General features: G+C 64.6%; 16 protein-coding genes. 4 read left to right on the top strand and 12 right to left on the bottom strand.

Going from position 1 to position 14,684, the window contains the following annotated elements:
- Positions 1–57: 57 nt before the first annotated feature.
- The gene (locus Q8814_RS04095; protein WP_330150736.1) at positions 58–1,527 is read right to left on the bottom strand and encodes an aldehyde dehydrogenase family protein; all 1,470 of its coding nucleotides are present in this window, start codon (positions 1,525–1,527) and stop codon (positions 58–60) included.
- 39 nt (positions 1,528–1,566) lie between these two features.
- Positions 1,567–2,400, bottom strand: coding sequence for a mycofactocin-coupled SDR family oxidoreductase (locus Q8814_RS04090; protein ID WP_330150735.1), 834 nt, complete (start codon positions 2,398–2,400; stop codon positions 1,567–1,569).
- 218 nt (positions 2,401–2,618) lie between these two features.
- Here Q8814_RS04090 and Q8814_RS04085 point away from each other — a divergent pair, with 218 nt between their 5' ends.
- Positions 2,619–3,239, top strand: a complete 621-nt coding sequence (locus tag Q8814_RS04085; protein WP_330150734.1) for a TetR/AcrR family transcriptional regulator — start codon at positions 2,619–2,621, stop codon at positions 3,237–3,239.
- 26 nt (positions 3,240–3,265) lie between these two features.
- On the opposite strand, the gene Q8814_RS04080 is transcribed toward Q8814_RS04085, so the two are convergent.
- The 7 genes from Q8814_RS04080 to Q8814_RS04050 all read right to left on the bottom strand — a co-directional run bounded on the left by Q8814_RS04080 (position 3,266) and on the right by Q8814_RS04050 (position 8,487).
- Positions 3,266–4,237: an aldo/keto reductase gene (locus tag Q8814_RS04080; protein WP_330150733.1), complete on the bottom strand. Its 972-nt coding sequence runs from the start codon at positions 4,235–4,237 to the stop codon at positions 3,266–3,268.
- Complete coding sequence (locus Q8814_RS04075; RefSeq protein ID WP_330150773.1) at positions 4,234–4,887, bottom strand: PaaI family thioesterase; 654 nt, start codon at positions 4,885–4,887, stop codon at positions 4,234–4,236. Before Q8814_RS04075 ends, Q8814_RS04080 begins: the two co-directional genes overlap by 4 nt.
- 57 nt (positions 4,888–4,944) lie before the next feature.
- A complete protein-coding gene (locus tag Q8814_RS04070) occupies positions 4,945–5,568 on the bottom strand; it encodes a PaaI family thioesterase (RefSeq protein ID WP_330150732.1) in 624 nt (207 codons plus the stop codon).
- Positions 5,565–6,149 carry a PaaI family thioesterase gene (locus Q8814_RS04065; RefSeq protein WP_330150731.1) on the bottom strand — a complete coding sequence of 195 codons (585 nt, stop codon included), beginning with the start codon at positions 6,147–6,149 and terminating at the stop codon, positions 5,565–5,567. Before Q8814_RS04065 ends, Q8814_RS04070 begins: the two co-directional genes overlap by 4 nt.
- Positions 6,150–6,159: 10 nt before the next feature.
- On the bottom strand, positions 6,160–6,981 hold the full coding sequence (locus Q8814_RS04060) for an acyl-CoA thioesterase (RefSeq protein WP_330150730.1): 822 nt from the start codon (positions 6,979–6,981) through the stop codon (positions 6,160–6,162).
- 88 nt (positions 6,982–7,069) lie between these two features.
- The gene (locus Q8814_RS04055; RefSeq protein ID WP_330150729.1) at positions 7,070–7,837 is read right to left on the bottom strand and encodes an enoyl-CoA hydratase-related protein; all 768 of its coding nucleotides are present in this window, start codon (positions 7,835–7,837) and stop codon (positions 7,070–7,072) included.
- Positions 7,834–8,487 (bottom strand): PaaI family thioesterase, encoded by a 654-nt coding sequence (locus Q8814_RS04050; RefSeq protein ID WP_330150728.1) that lies wholly within the window; start codon positions 8,485–8,487, stop codon positions 7,834–7,836. The genes Q8814_RS04055 and Q8814_RS04050 overlap by 4 nt, the downstream gene beginning before the upstream one ends.
- A 129-nt stretch (positions 8,488–8,616) precedes the next feature.
- Between Q8814_RS04050 and Q8814_RS04045 the strand changes: the two genes are divergently transcribed.
- Positions 8,617–9,672 (top strand): acyl-CoA dehydrogenase family protein, encoded by a 1,056-nt coding sequence (locus Q8814_RS04045; RefSeq protein ID WP_330150727.1) that lies wholly within the window; start codon positions 8,617–8,619, stop codon positions 9,670–9,672.
- A gap of 78 nt (positions 9,673–9,750) precedes the next feature.
- Here Q8814_RS04045 and Q8814_RS04040 read toward each other — a convergent pair whose 3' ends face one another.
- Positions 9,751–10,362, bottom strand: a complete 612-nt coding sequence (locus tag Q8814_RS04040) for a TetR/AcrR family transcriptional regulator (protein WP_330150726.1) — start codon at positions 10,360–10,362, stop codon at positions 9,751–9,753.
- Between the two features lie 162 nt (positions 10,363–10,524).
- Between Q8814_RS04040 and Q8814_RS04035 the strand changes: the two genes are divergently transcribed.
- Positions 10,525–11,691: an amidohydrolase family protein gene (locus Q8814_RS04035; protein ID WP_408015827.1), complete on the top strand. Its 1,167-nt coding sequence runs from the start codon at positions 10,525–10,527 to the stop codon at positions 11,689–11,691.
- An 83-nt stretch (positions 11,692–11,774) separates the two neighbouring features.
- Positions 11,775–11,984 (top strand): hypothetical protein, encoded by a 210-nt coding sequence (locus tag Q8814_RS04030; protein WP_330150724.1) that lies wholly within the window; start codon positions 11,775–11,777, stop codon positions 11,982–11,984.
- Between the two features lie 179 nt (positions 11,985–12,163).
- Here the strand turns inward: Q8814_RS04030 and Q8814_RS04025 are convergent, their stop codons facing one another.
- A complete protein-coding gene (locus Q8814_RS04025) occupies positions 12,164–13,684 on the bottom strand; it encodes an ABC transporter substrate-binding protein (protein ID WP_330150723.1) in 1,521 nt (506 codons plus the stop codon).
- A gap of 161 nt (positions 13,685–13,845) precedes the next feature.
- A partial coding sequence (locus Q8814_RS04020) for a DUF2889 domain-containing protein (protein ID WP_330150722.1) occupies positions 13,846–14,684 on the bottom strand: 839 nt, incomplete at its 5' end.

The following is a 14,684-nucleotide window of genomic DNA, read 5'->3' as shown; positions in this document are numbered from 1 at the left end:
ACGCGCTGAGTACCCGACTCCCGAAGTGCAGGAGCCGGGTATTCGACGTGGAAAGTGTCAGGCGATACCGATGCCCTTGGTGAACAGGAACTCCTCGATGCCAGCCTTGCCGCCTTCCTTACCCAGGCCGCTGAGCCCGAGACCACCGAACGGACGGTTGACCGCCAAGTTAGCGGCGCCGTTGATCAGCACCTCACCCGTGATCAACTCTTCGGCGACCCGCAGACCGCGCTTGAGGTCCTTGGTGTGCACGTAGCCGGACAGACCGTAACGGGTGCCGTTGGCGATCTCGATCGCGTGGGCCTCGTCGCGGAACGGAGTGATCGCGAGCACTGGCCCGAATACCTCGTTCTGCGCCAGATCCGACTGTGGGTCGACGTCGGCAAAAACGGTGGGCTGCAGGAAGAACCCACCCGCAAGTTCTCCGTCGAGCCGCGCCGGTTCACCGCCCGTCACAAGACGAGCACCGTCTTCCTTCGCCTTCGCGATCACGCCCTGAATTCGCTCGAACGCTGCCTGATTGACCACAGGTCCGGCGAAGGTGCCCTCGGCGAACGGATCGCCGACGACGATCTGCTCGGCGATCGCCTTCACCGTGGCCACCACCTGCTCGTAGATCGACTCGTGGACGAGCATCCGGGTGGGGAATGCGCAGCCCTGTCCGGCCATCGCACCGACCGACATGATCGTGCCGAAACCACACGCGGCCTGCAGATCCGCATCCTCGAACACGATGTTGGCGGACTTGCCGCCGAGTTCGAGCACCGCCGGCTTCATCGTCGGCGCGCACGCGGCGAGAATCTTCGACGCCGTGGCCGGGCCACCGGTGAACGAGACCTTCTTCACCTGCGGATGCTCGACGAGTGCCGCCCCGGACGCGGCGTCACCGGGCAGGATGTTGATCACGCCGGGCGGGAACCCTGCTTCGACAACGAGATCGGCGAACAGTTCCGCCGAGAACGGCGTCAGCTCGGACGGCTTCACCACGACGGTGTTGCCCGCGGCGACCGCGGGCGGGATCTTCATCGCCAGGGAAATCAGCGGCCCGTTCCAGGTGATGATGATGCCCACCACCCCGTAGGGCTGGCGCAGGGTGTAGCCGAACTCCCCGTCGGCAGTCAACGTCGAGGTCACCTCAGCGGTGATCTTGTCGGCCCATCCGGCGTAGTACCGCGTCCACGCGATCGATTTTTCGGTGAGACTCGCGACCGTACCCAGCGGGGTGCCGTTGTCCATGGCGCCCAGCCGGCCGAATTTCTCGGTGTTGGCCGCAATCAGATCTGCAAGTCGATGCAGCAACCGTGCCCGCTCCGCCGGTGCGGTGCGCTTCCACGATTCGAATGCCTCCGCGGCGGCTGCCACCGCACGATCGACCTCGTCCGGACCTGCCATGGGAATTGTCTTGTCGGACTTGCCGCTGGCCGGGTTCACGTGGTCGAACGTGCCCGCCGATCCCTCTGCCAATCGTTCGGCGCCGATGTGCAAGTGAACGTCGGGACGGGTCAGATCCGCTACTGCAGTGGTCATGGTTGCTCCTGTTGTCGTGCTCGGAAGTCGGGTGCGGCGCTAACGGACGTTGAAGCCGGCATCGAGCGGCAGTGCAATTCCGGTGACGAACTTGGCCTCGTCGGAGACGAGCCACGCGACCGAGTTGGCAATGTCTTCGGACTGCAGAATCGGAATCGGCAGAGCGTTCTGCATGGTCGCCATCCCGGAGTCCTCCCCCGCGGCGGCCGCGGCGAACAACTTCTCCATCGTCGCGTTCATCGTCATTCCGGTTGCCACACCGGTCGGATGGATGGTGTTCACACGAATCCACTCGGGCGCATACTGGCTCGCGAGCGTCTGCATCAGGCCGACGAGACCGCGTTTCGCGGCCGTATAGGCCTGCGATCCGGCTTGATCGGATGCGGTCCCCTTCAGTCCGGCGCTCGAACTGGTGAGGACGATCGACCCACCGCGTCCGCCCTCGCGCATGGCGGGCAACGCGACCTCGACCGTGTTCCACGCACCGGTGAGGTTGGTGTCGATGATGTCGCGCCACAGAGTTTCCCGCTCTTCCTCGGCGCACGGAGTCAGGCGCACGATGCCCGCGTTGGCGATGATGATGTCCAGCCGGCCGAACTCCGCAACGCCTTCCTGGAAAGCGGCGGCCAGCCCGGCACGATCCCGCACATCAGCAACTCGGCCGACCATCCGACGGCCCTGGCCCTCGACGAGGCGCACGGTCTCGTCCAGATCCTCACGCGAAGCGTTGGGATAGTCCATCGAATCGATGTCCTTGCAGATGTCGATACCGATGATGTCGGCGCCGAGCGAAGCCAGCTTGACCGCGTGTGCGCGGCCCTGCCCTCTGGCGACACCGGTGATGAATGCGACTCTGCCTTCGAGATCGGCCAACGAGATTCCTTTCGCAGGAGCGTGATACGACGGTTCGCGCACTGGTTGCACTCACGGCCACCGACGTGAGTGAAAGAAAATGCAGGATGACTTAGCTGAATATGTTAGTCAGATCACACAGTATTACGGACGCCTAGAGTCCGCAAGGGTGTGCCCGCAGGCAACCACAGAGTGTGAAGATTGGTTCGATGTGCAGTCACACTCGGAATCGAGGAGCAATGCCCGAGAAGCAGCAAAGCCCGACCGGGCGCCCGCGCGACCCCGACGTCAGCGAGCGCCTCATTGCTGCTGCTCTCGAGGAGTACGCCCGGACCGGCTGGCAGTCCTTCACCATGCAAGGGGTCGCGCGGCGCGCGGGAGTCGGCAAGTCAGCTCTCTACCGCCGCTGGACGACCAAGGAAGAATTGCTTATCGCCGGCGTCGAATCCGTCGCTCTTCCGCTTTCCGAGACAAGCGATTCCGGCAATCTCCGCGAAGATCTCACAGACGCCGCGACTCGGATCCTGCACCACTTCCTCGACCCGACAGGTTGGGCAACCCTGCGCATCTCGGTCGACTCCACCGCGAGCCCGACGATGCTCGACCCGTTCCAGGAGCGGGTCACCCAGGCAATCCGGTCCGGCATCACCGCGATCTTCACGCACGCCGCCGACCGCGGTGAACTGACCTCCGATGTACCCGTTCGTCCGCTCGTGGAATCACTCGTCGGCTCGATCCTGGTACACGTTCTCTCGATGCCGTTCGACGTACGCGACGACGCACGACAAAATGCCGCAGCCCACGTCGAACCTCTCGTCGATGTGATCATGAGGGCAGCAAGCCCCCAGCCCTGCCCCTGACCGGGTCGACGATCACCGGGCCGACTTCAGGCGAAGCCGACGACCGGCCTTGGACGGTAAGGCGATTCGAGCGCAGCATACTCCTCATCCGTTAATTCGAGTTCCAGCGCGGCCAGCGCGTCGGCGAGGTGCTTGGGCTTGGTGGCGCCGACGATCGGTGCCGTCACGGCCGACCGGCTCAACACCCACGCGAGCGCTACCTGGGCGCGTTCCACACCGCGCTCATCCGCGATGCGACCGACAACGTCGACAATCGGTTTGTCGTCGTCGCCGTACAGGCTCTTACCGAACTCGTCGCTCTCGGCACGCACGCTGGTGGTGTCCCACGGACGGGTCAGACGGCCGCGAGCCAGCGGACTCCACGGCAATACCCCGATTCCCTGGTCCTCGCACAGCGGCAGCATCTCGCGTTCCTCCTCGCGGTTGAGAAGGTTGTAGTGAGGCTGCATCGAGATGAACCGGGTCCAACCGTGCAGGTCGGCGGTGTACAGCGCTTTGGAGAACTGCCACGCGAACATCGACGACGCACCCAGGTACCGGACTTTGCCGGACCGCACGAGGTCGTTCAGTGTCTCGAGAGTCTCCTCGATCGGAGTGCGAGGGTCCCAGCGGTGGATCTGGTACAGATCGATGTAGTCGGTGCCCAGGCGGCGCAGACTGGCGTCCACCTCGGTCATGATCGCCTTGCGCGACGATCCACTTCCGTTGGGGCCCGGCCGCACCCGGCCGAACACCTTCGTGGCAATCACGACATTCTCGCGCTTGGCGTACTCCTTCAGCGCGCGGCCGAGGATTTCTTCACTCGTGCCGCCGGAGTAGCTGTTCGCGGTGTCGAAGAAGTTGATACCCGCCTCGACGGCCGTGCGAATGAAGGGCCGCGCGTCGTCCTCCCCGAGAGTCCATGAATGCTGACCGGTGTCGGGCGTGCCATAACTCATGCAGCCCAGCGCGAGCCTGGACACCTGCAGTCCGCTGTTGCCGAGTCGGACGTACTTCATGTGTCGTCTCCCGCTGACTGGTCGGCAGCCACGGAAGGGCGCCGAGCGATGAACAATCCTTCGGCGGTGGCGCTGACCTCACCGTCGACGACGATCTCTCCCACCGTGAACCGTTTGCGGCCTTCGTACCTCAACTGCTTGGCACGTACTGTGATGGGCCGATACAGCGGAGTGGGACGCTGGTACCGGATTTCGAGCTTCGCGGTCATGCCGTTGTTCCCGGCACGATGGTTGGCGACGGCAAGTGCGGCGTCGAGCAGTGCGGCGCAGATGCCACCGTGCACCGCGGCGGGCGGACCCTGATACGGCAGGCCCAGTGTCACTTCCCCTTCGACCCAGCCGTCCTCCGCGACATGCATGACCAGAGGCGGAGCAAGTGTGTTCTCCGGTCCGGTCACCGGATCGTGCCGGACGACACCGTCGCCATCCCACATCCCGAACAGGCGATCGGCTGGCGACTCGGCGTGCGCTTCGAGTTCGTCGGCGAGGTCGCGAAGTCGCTCGGTGACCGCCGACAGGTGCACTGCTTCGGGTTTCGTGAGCGACAACGCCTCGACGATTCGACGGAGCTGGGCTGCAGAGTCGTCGATCGGGGACTCTCCAGGGACGGATGTCAGGCACTTCTCAGTACCGGTGTAGTACCGCGACAGTTCCTTTCGGGCGTCCGGAATTCTCCAGGTGACCACACTTCCTCCTGACCGGCACGCCTATTGTGCGGACTTCAGTTTCTTCTCGATGAACAATCCCTCGGCCGATACCGCAACCTTGCCGTCCACGGCAAGTTCCCCTGTTGCCCATACCTTGCGTCCATCCCGATCCGTCTCGCGCGCGACCATGGTCACGGGCACGAACAACGGGACGGGTCGGTGGTATCGGATGGTGAGTTGTGCAGTGACGACAGGTACATCGCCTGGGGGCACAGCCGCGCTCAGGACATGGTCGAGGACCATCGCCGATATCCCGCCGTGCACAAAAGCGTTGGGGCCCTGATAGGGCAGGCCGAACTCGAACTCGGCTCGGACCGTCCGGTCGTCCTCGAACTCGAGCACAAGTGGGAGTGCGATCGCGTTCTCGACGCCGCTGACCGGGTCGTGACGCCAGCCGGGGTTACGGACGGTCTCGGTCACCGTGTCGACCGGATTTTCCAGCCGTTCCGACAACGTGTCCAGCCGTTCGGCAACTTCGAGAAACAGTGGATGATTGCTGTCGACCCGCTGCGTCAAGTCGACAATTCGTCGCAGTGCTGCGGCGTCCCGCTCGAGTGCCGCGGCGTAGTCCTGTTCCGCAGCCGACACGTCGAGGGGGCGGGCCCTGTGTTCGAGTGTGGTCATAGCGATAGCTCCTTCGAGATGAAAAGTCCGTCGCACACCACGGCTTCCTCGCCGTCGACTTCGATCGTGCCCCGAGCCCACATCTTGCGTCCGTCCGCGCGTAGGTGGCGGCCGCGTACGGTCACCTCCCGATGCAGGGGAACCGGTCGCAGATAGCGCAGCGTCATCTCAGCTGTCATGCCCGGTCTGTTCGAACCACTGTTCGCCACGGCCATGGCCACATCGAGTATGAGTCCCGACACTCCTCCGTGCACGAATCCTGCCGGGCCCTGGTACTGCGCCGGGAATTCGGCGGGCGCTGAGGCGTTTCCGTCGTCGTCGAGCTCGAATCGCAGGGGAATTGCCACCGGATTCTTGGGACCGCTCACCGGGCTGCGCTCGAGCGCACCGTCGTGTGTGCCGACCTTGCCGCTGATGCAGTCGACGGCGTCGACGGCCTCTGCATCGAGCAGGTCCGCGAGTTCGGAGATTTCGGCTGCCAGGTCCGGATCGACCGCCCCATGTGCGCGCGCGCTGAGAATCGCAGAGGTGAGCCGACGGACCGCGCGGGCAGCGACATCGGCAGGTTTTTCATCGGTCATCGAATTCTCCTCATGGGGCATCTGGAGCGGGGGCGTCGTCGCGGTACACCATTTCCTGCGCGAGGCTCGCGATGCGTCGGCCGGCCTCGTCGCGGATAGCTCCGGAATACCAACCGCGCTTGCCGCCCGCGGCACCCGGTTCGTAGTCGACCCGGAGCCAGCCGTCCCAGTTCGGCACATCGTGGAACCATAGGGAATGGTCGAGGCTCGGCCCGAGGACCTCTCCGCCGAGGAGCTTCGGTAGCCCTGCAGAGAAGTCCGACATGTACGTCAACGCGGCCGCATGCACGAGCACATCCCCCACCGGCAACTCGCCGATCGGACGGACATGAAATCTCGTCGGAAAGAACTGTGTGCGGTCCGGCCATACGTCGACGCGCGCATCGAGGGGTAGCCCACTCGGGATTGCGCGGCATTCGTCGGGCGGAGGCATCGACGCCGGGGGCTCGCCGTCCAACTCCGCACCGTCGGTGCGGACGCGGAACGAGGCAGCCATACTGAAGAGCACTTCACCGTCCTGCAGAGCAACGACGCGACGCGCGGAATAGCTGCGACCGTCGCGGTCGCGATCCACACGGTAGATGACGGGCCGCGCGGAATCACCTCTCCGAAGGAAGTAGCCGTGCAGCGAATGCGGATGCCGTCCTTCCGGAACGGTCGCGCCACACGCAAGGAGACACTGCGCCGCGATCTGCCCACCGAACAGAGGTCGGCCGTCGTGGTGGATCGGTAAGGCATGGAACAGATCCCTGTCGAGTTGCTCGATCTTCAAGACATCGTTCAACGTCGTCAGGTCCTCGGCATCGGTCGGACCGGTGTCGACTTCGGTCATGGGGGCCCTTTCAGCCTGGAGAACTCCGCGCGACTCCCCTCGATCCAATACAGTCAACGTAGTTTACTACGTTATGCACATCCCTGGGCTAGCGGCCCGTCCATTCAGGGGATCGCTTCTCGAGAAACGCACGTACGCCTTCGGCTGCATCCAGGGAACCGGCAATGGCACGCTTTGCGGCGTCCGTGGCCTCCCACCCGGCTCCGTCGTGAGCGGCAGCCATCTCGTTGACCGCACGAAGGGATGCCCTCACGGCGACAGGAGCGTTCTTGCAGATCCGCTCCGCAAGTTGCACTGCTGCCGACCGCGCCTCCCCGGCCGGTGTCAGGACATTGGCGAAGCCCGCCGCGTACGCACGCGAGGACGAGATGGGATCACCGGTCAGCGCGAGCTCACGCGCGAGATTGAGCGGCAGGGACCGCGGCGCGCGAAACAACCCAGCGCACGTCGGCACGAGACCGATCGCCACCTCGGGCAGTCCGAACACCGCCGCATCCGACGCAACAACGAGATCGCACGCAAGCACGATCTCGAAGCCGCCGCCGAGAGCCGGCCCGTCGACCGCTGCGATGAGCGGCTTCGTGCGGTGTCGCCGGATCACTCCGTATTCACCGCCACGTTCGGTGACGTAGTCGCCCCCGGCCGTCAGGTCACTACCCGCGCTGAACACGGGCCCATCCGCCGCAAGAACTCCGACCCACAGGTCGCCGTCCTCATCGAGGAGCGTCAATGCCCGGTCGAGCGCATCGGCCATCGCCCTGTCGATTGCGTTGCGCTTGTCCGCACGCCGCATCTCCACCACGAGGACATGCCCGTGTCGCGTGACCTCGACCGGAGACGCACCCTCGTCCGTCACGGTTGTCCCGGCTTGAGCTCGATGAACAGGCCCTCGGCTTCGGCGCACAGGACGTCACCGTGACGGAGTTCGGCGCGCAGGTACCTCTTGCGTCCTTCTTCACGATCGAACCATCCCGAGACCGTGAGTTCCTCGTCGATCGGTGTGATCGACCGGAAGTCCACGTGGAGATACGCCGTACGGCAGGGTGTGCGGTCGGTGCTCGCGAGACGGCCGAGCACTTCGTCGAACATCAGCGGGATCGTGCCCCCGTGCGCAGCACCGTTCCCACCGAGGTAGTACTTGCCGAAGGTGACGGTGCCTTCGAGACCGCCACGGTCCCATCTGTCGACCAGAAGTGCCGGCGACATGCATTGCGCTCGCCCCGGTACATCGAGATGCCCGAAGGGTCGACGGCGTTCGGAGACCTGATGGTCGGCGACCAGTTTTTGCACGTCGGCGAAGTGACCTGCCACTTTCTCGACGACCCCGAGGGGCGGGTTTGCTCCCGCCAGGTCGTCGAGCATGGCTCGGGCGGTGGCGATCATGGCGTCATACGGGGCGGGCTGTTCACGGTGGACACCGGCATCGAAACCGCGGTGACTCACCGAGCTCCAGCCACCGCCGACGTCGGAACTCTCGACTGCCGCGTCGGGACGATCGTGGGACATGCTGTACCTCCGTGCTCGTGTGACCGCTCGATCCGAACCTAGAATTCCAGTAGACGAGCGTCGAGCGCTACCCAAAAACGTAGGTGACATGGTTAACTACGTCAACAAACACGACGTTGGAGGAGTGTCATGGACTTCGCGCTGAGCGACGAACAAGAAGCCCTCGCCGAGGCCGAGCGCGCCTGGCTCACCAAGAACGATCCGATCGCCGCGCGCCGCCCGGTGATCGACGACGGCCCCGCGCGCACCACCGCCGCAGGCGTGCGGCACCTGGCCGAATCCGGCCTGATCGGGCTTCTGACTACAGACATGGGTGGCACCCACGTCGACCTCGCGGTGCTCGCCGAGGAGCATGGCCGTGCGGGCAGTCCGTTGCCGGTCGCCGAACTCGCGGTCGCGGCGCGGCTCCTCGAACAGCTCGCCCATCCTGCGCTCGAAGCTGCCGAATCCGGCGCCCAGCTCGTGGTGCCTGCGCTCGCCTCGCTCGAGAACTCCGCGCTGCACGCACAGGTCGACGGCGCAACGCTCCGCTTGAGCGGCACGACAGCTCCGACCACCGGCCTGATCGACGCGCACAGCATCCTGGTCGTCGCTACCACCGACACCGGCACCGAAGTTGCCGCCGTGCTGCCCGTCGACACGGTAACCGTCCGCACCCTGGAGACCCTCGACGTGACCCGGTCGTGGTCGGTGGCCGAGATGGACGCCGTCCTCGAAGAGGGCAACTGGTCGGTGCTGCAGTCCGGTACCGTCGCGCTCCTGCACGACGAGCTCGCCACATTCCGGGCGATGGACGCGCTCGGCGCGGCCGCCCGGCTGGTCGACACGACGGTCGAATATGCCGGACAGCGCACCCAGTTCGATAAACCGATCGCGAGCTTCCAGGCCATCAAGCATCACTGCGCGAACATGGCGCTGTCGGTCGAAGCCTCGCGCGCCGCACTGTGGGCCGCCGCCGTCGCCCTCGACGGCGACGATGTCGATACCCGCACCCGCGCGGTGTCTGCAGCGGCAGCGTTCACCGGCGACGGCGCCAGCGCCACCGCGCAGACTGCGCTGCAGGTACACGGCGGCATCGGATTCACGTGGGAGCACGACGTGCACCTGCTGATCCGTCGTATCAAGGTCGACGAACTGCTCGACGGCTCGGTGTCCTACCACCGCCGTCGGCTCGTTACCGCCTGACGAAGACACGACGAAAGGTGGGCAACGGTTCTCGAACCGTTGCCCACCTTTCGTTCGTATAAGCCCGAGACCGTGGCCTCAGGAACCGGCGCGGAGCCGCCGGAAGTACTTCTCCGTTTCGTCGATCAGAGCCTCGGCGTCAGCCTCGGTCATGGTTCCGAACAATGCAATCGTGGTTTCGTTGCGCATCGCGATGAGGAAGTCGCCGAACAGTCTCTCCTTGCGAGTCGGCCCCAGGCCGAGTATCGCGATCTCGCTGTCGCCGCCGACCCGGCTCGCCCTGCGACGCTGTGCGTCGAACCCCGGTGGCGTATCCCCCATCGCGATGACGCGGGCCTGCACACGGTTTTCCCATATCAGTGAGAGATATTCGCGGGTTCCGAGAACGAACAGCTCGAAGCCGTCGGTCTCCCCGTCATCCCGGGCGGCCTGCACCACCTCGTCGACGCGACCGCGCAGCAATCCGACGAAGTCCTCCCAGATGGCGTTGAAGACCTCGGACTTCCCACCGAAATGGTGGTAGATGCTGCCGACGCTGACGCCCGAGCGCTCGACGATCTCGGCCATGGTCGCCGCCGTGAATCCGCGTTCGCCGAAGACCTCGACGGCTGCGTCGAGCACCTTCTCCTTCGTCGCGGATGTACTCGTCCATGTGCGCGCCCGTGTGCGTCCCTTGCTCTGCAGCATCATTCCTCCGTTGTTTACACCGCCTGGGGTTGACTTCCGTCCCTCTGCATGGCAATAATCACTGTACATCCTAAAACGGCATTCTAGAATTTCCTCCAACATAAGCCGGTACCAGCACAGATCAGCCCGCTCGGTACCCCGCCATCATCAGCCGTGACAAAACGAATGGAGACCAAAGTGTCCGAAAAGCTGTGGGCCAATTCCGGTGATTCGCACTTCCTCGAGCCCGACGATCTGTGGCGTGCGCGTCTGCCCAAGGATCTGGCCGAGCTGGTTCCTCGTTCAGAAAAGGACCCCGACGGCAAGTGGGAGACCGTCTTCGTCGACGGCCAAGCGTTCCGTCGCCGGCTCCCCAATATCGCGCAGGAAGAGTTCTACGCCGCCAGCAACCGTGCGCCGGGCGCCGGCAACGTCGAACTGCGCCTGAAGGACCTCGACGAAGAGGGCATCTGGTCGGAACTCATCTTCCCGTCGCTCGGCATGTGGTCCAGCTCGTTCCGCACCCCGGAGGTCCTGCGTGAGGCACTGCGTGTGTCCAACGACTGGGCCAAGGAAACGATCATGGACTACTCGCCGCGCCTGATCCCCACAGCACAGGTCTCGACCCTGTCGATCGAGGACGCCTGCGCCGAGCTCAAGCGTTGCGGCGAGATCGGCTACAAAGCCGTCTTCATGCCGGTCAACCCGCATCCCCTGCAGAAGGACTACAACCGTGACGAGTGGGAGCCCTTCTGGGCCCTCGCCGAGGACATCGGTATGGTCATCGCGTTCCATATCGGCACCGAGCCCATCGATTTCTCGACCGGAGGCGCTCCCGGCGCAACTTATCGCGGCCCCGGTGGTGCGGTCCTCAACTACACCGAGACCACCTTCGGCGGCCAGCGCGCCGTGATGAAGCTCGTCGCCTCGGGCGCACTGGATCGTCATCCCAACCTGAAGGTCCTCGTCTCCGAAGGTGGCGCCACCTGGGTGCCGTTCGTTGCGGACCGCATGGAAGAGGGCTACCGCCAGCATTCGATGGCCGTGCGGCCCAAGCTGAAGCGCACCCCGAAGGAGATCATCTACTCCCAGGTGTACGCGTCGTTCCAGCACGACGAGTCGGCTGTCGCCGCAATGACCGGCATGGGCTACAACAACGTGATGTGGGGCAGCGACTACCCGCACATGGAGGGCACCTACGGTCACACACAGGTGACTCTGCACAACCTGTTCGACAACGTCGATCAGAAGGTCAAGGATCGCATCATGCACGGCACCTTCGAAGAGCTGTTCCCGGGCGGCCCCAAGCTCCCCGCGGCCGGCACGGAGAAGCCCGCGATCGCCACCGTCTGACGTTCTCCAGTAATCCATCGGCCGGTCCGCATCGAATGATCGCGGGCCGGCCGGCCCACTTCACCTTCTGAAAGAGCACTCCGATGAGCGACAGCGTTCTCTACGACCTGCCCGGCGAGTTCGTCTCCTCGATGGCCGAGTCCTCCGGGTACTGCGACGCCCAGGCCGTCCTGCCCAAGGACGACCACTACATCGCTTTCTGCACGTGCGGCCGGTGGCACACCACCACCCCGACCCGCGACGAGGGACTGGCTCTGGCCCGGGCCCACACCTCCGAGACCGACGGTCAGTAAACCGATCGGCCGACCACTCATACGAAATCCGGTCCGGAGCCTTGTTCAGGCTCCGGACCGGATTTCATGGTTGGTTCATCCGGATCGCAATTTCTGCACCAGGTTCCACCGATGCCGAAGTTCGACCGATAGCGAAATACCCCCGGCTTGTGGCCGGGGGTATCTCGATTCGGAGCGCTCTACTCGGAGACGGTCAGGTACCGCTGGTCGAACGGCCCGGTCGTCGTGGAGTAGTCCATCTCGGTGCTGAAGTTGCCGACCTCGTCGCTCATCACCCACGGGTAGGTGATCCACACGAGCGGAGCGCCCCACGCCTGCTCGACGAGGTAGGCGTTGAGCTCGACCGAGGAGGCTTCACGCTCCTCCGCCGAACGACGCGGATCGGTTGCGTCGGCGAGCATCTGCTCATACTCGGGTGTCACGCCGGACGGATTGAGGCGGGGGCCCCAGCGGTAGGTGGAGCCGGCCGTGAAGCTGGTCCCCAGCGGGGAGTAGTGCAGCAGGGCCGAGGCCTCACCGCGGCCGAACGACGTCGGGCCCTCGAGTCCGTCCTTCACGATCGGCGTAATCTTGATGCCGGCCTGCGAGAACTGCTCCTGCAGTACGTCGGCCACACCCGGGGTGATGACGTTGACGATGATGACTTCACCCAGGTCGATGCCGTTCGGATGGCCGGCCTCGGCGAGCAATTGCTTCGCCTTTTCGGGATCGTAGCTGTAGGTCTCGTCGAGCGCCGCCTCGTAGCCGGGCAGGCCGGTGCGCGAGTACTGGTGCCGGGCTTCGGATCCCGGATAGAGCGCTTCGACGATCTCGTCACGGTCGTAGGCATAGTTGATCGCTTGGCGAACCTTGACGTCGTCAAGAGGGGCCTTGTCCCGGTTCAGGAACAGTTCCACGCCGATACCGGTCGGGACGTCGACGGTGGTCAGTCCGCGGCGGTCTTCGACGGCGGTGACGGTGCCGGGCAGGAACTGGCCCAGTTCGATCTGGCCACCGGCCATGGCGTTCGTGAACGCCTGAGTATCGGAGATGGCTTCGTACTCGATCTTCGCGATCTGCGCAGCCTCGGTGTCCCAGTAGTCGGTGCGGTCACGGACAATGACGAGTTTTTCGCCAGCAGCGAAGCTTTCGACCGAGTACGCACCGGAGCCGTTGGTCTCGGTGGCAGGATTGCCGTTGGCGATCAGATCCGGGTGCATGATGAAGCCGGCCATTTCGGCCAGGACGTACGGCACGGTGTCGGTCGGCTCGGCCAGTGCCAGTGTGACCTGGTACGGGCCGGTGACGGTAACGTCGGTGACCGGCGTCATGCGCGATTTCACGGACGGGCTGTCGAGGGTGCGGGCCCGGTCGAGGTTGGCCTTGACGACGTTGCCGTCAAGCGGGGAGCCGTCGCGGAACGTCACATCCTCACGCAGGTCGAGCACGAGTTCCAGGCCGTTCTCGGAGTACGAGAAGTTGTCGACGAGCATGCCGTCGACGGTGCCGTCCGCCTTCACAGTGAACAGCCTGTCGTAGATCATGTTGAGCCCGAACCGGAACGAGGCGATCTCACTGGTCGCAAGGTGTGGGTCGAGGCTGGTGATGCCGGTGGTCCAGCCCGTGCTCAGCGTTCCCTCGGTGTTGGGTACACCGGAGTTGCCGGAGCCACCGGATTCGCTCGAGCCACAAGCAGTAGCCAGCAGTCCTACAGCGGCCACAGCGGCGGCCGTGCGAAGAGTGCGCCGTCGAAACATGTTCGGCCTTTCTCACAGGGTGATACGGATTTTCTCCGGCCCCTGGAGACACTTCCACGACCGGAATGTGTCAAGGCTAACATCTTTCTTAGTGAAGTTGTACTACTTGTATTACTAAGTGATGTTCATCGGTGGGACCGACCGAGCAAGGAGTCGACGAGCACGGGCACTTCCGCCATGGCGCGCATCGCGTCGTTGAGGTGTGTGCATCCTGAGGTGCCCGGAAATATCTCCAGCACAGCGGCTCTCAGATCACGAAGCGGGGTTCCGACGATGCGGTCGACCGTCAGTGACGCAAGTGGACACTCGTCGTACGGCAGGACGCGGGGATCGGCCGAGATCGACAGCAGCTCCCCTGTTGCGGGATCCGCGGTCGCCCTCACCAGATACTCGTGCACGGCGACACGCCCACCATCGGGCACCGTCGACGAATCCTGGAACATCGAATCGATCTCGATGACATCACCCATCGTCACGTCGATCCTGCGTGCACGCCGCATCGAGATCTCGGTGATCTCCGGGAGGTCGTGCCATCCGATCGGATCATCTTCACGCACCAATGGTCCGACCGTCTGCACCTGGTGGTTCCACTGGGACGAGCCGTCCGGCATCAACGCCCCCGAGCCCGGCTGGAACCCCGTGCAGATGCCCTCCATGTTGCGACGCGGACCGTTCGCCATCGCCACGAGCAACTGTTCGCGCGGCACCCAGCGGGAGTAGGCGAATCCGGCGACGAGGGACGCGCCCGCGATGTCGTCGAGCATCAGATACAGCGGGGTGCCGGCCGCGGCCTCATCGGGCAGCACCTCGGCAAGTACCTTGCGCGAACTGCCACCGCCCCGGGCGCCGATCATCCCGCGCACTGCGGGCCGCGGGGGATCGGCGGTGATGTCCTCGATCGTGCGGGTCGCCGAGTGCACCCCGGCCGTCATCGTGTCCTCGGCGAGGACGACAGGGGCACTCC

The sequence above is a fragment of the Rhodococcus chondri genome (assembly GCF_036327435.1).
Classification (GTDB): Bacteria; Actinomycetota; Actinomycetes; order Mycobacteriales; family Mycobacteriaceae; genus Rhodococcus; species Rhodococcus chondri.
The sequence above is the reverse complement of the archived record's forward strand: the minus strand, read 5'-3'. Positions and strand labels throughout refer to the sequence as shown.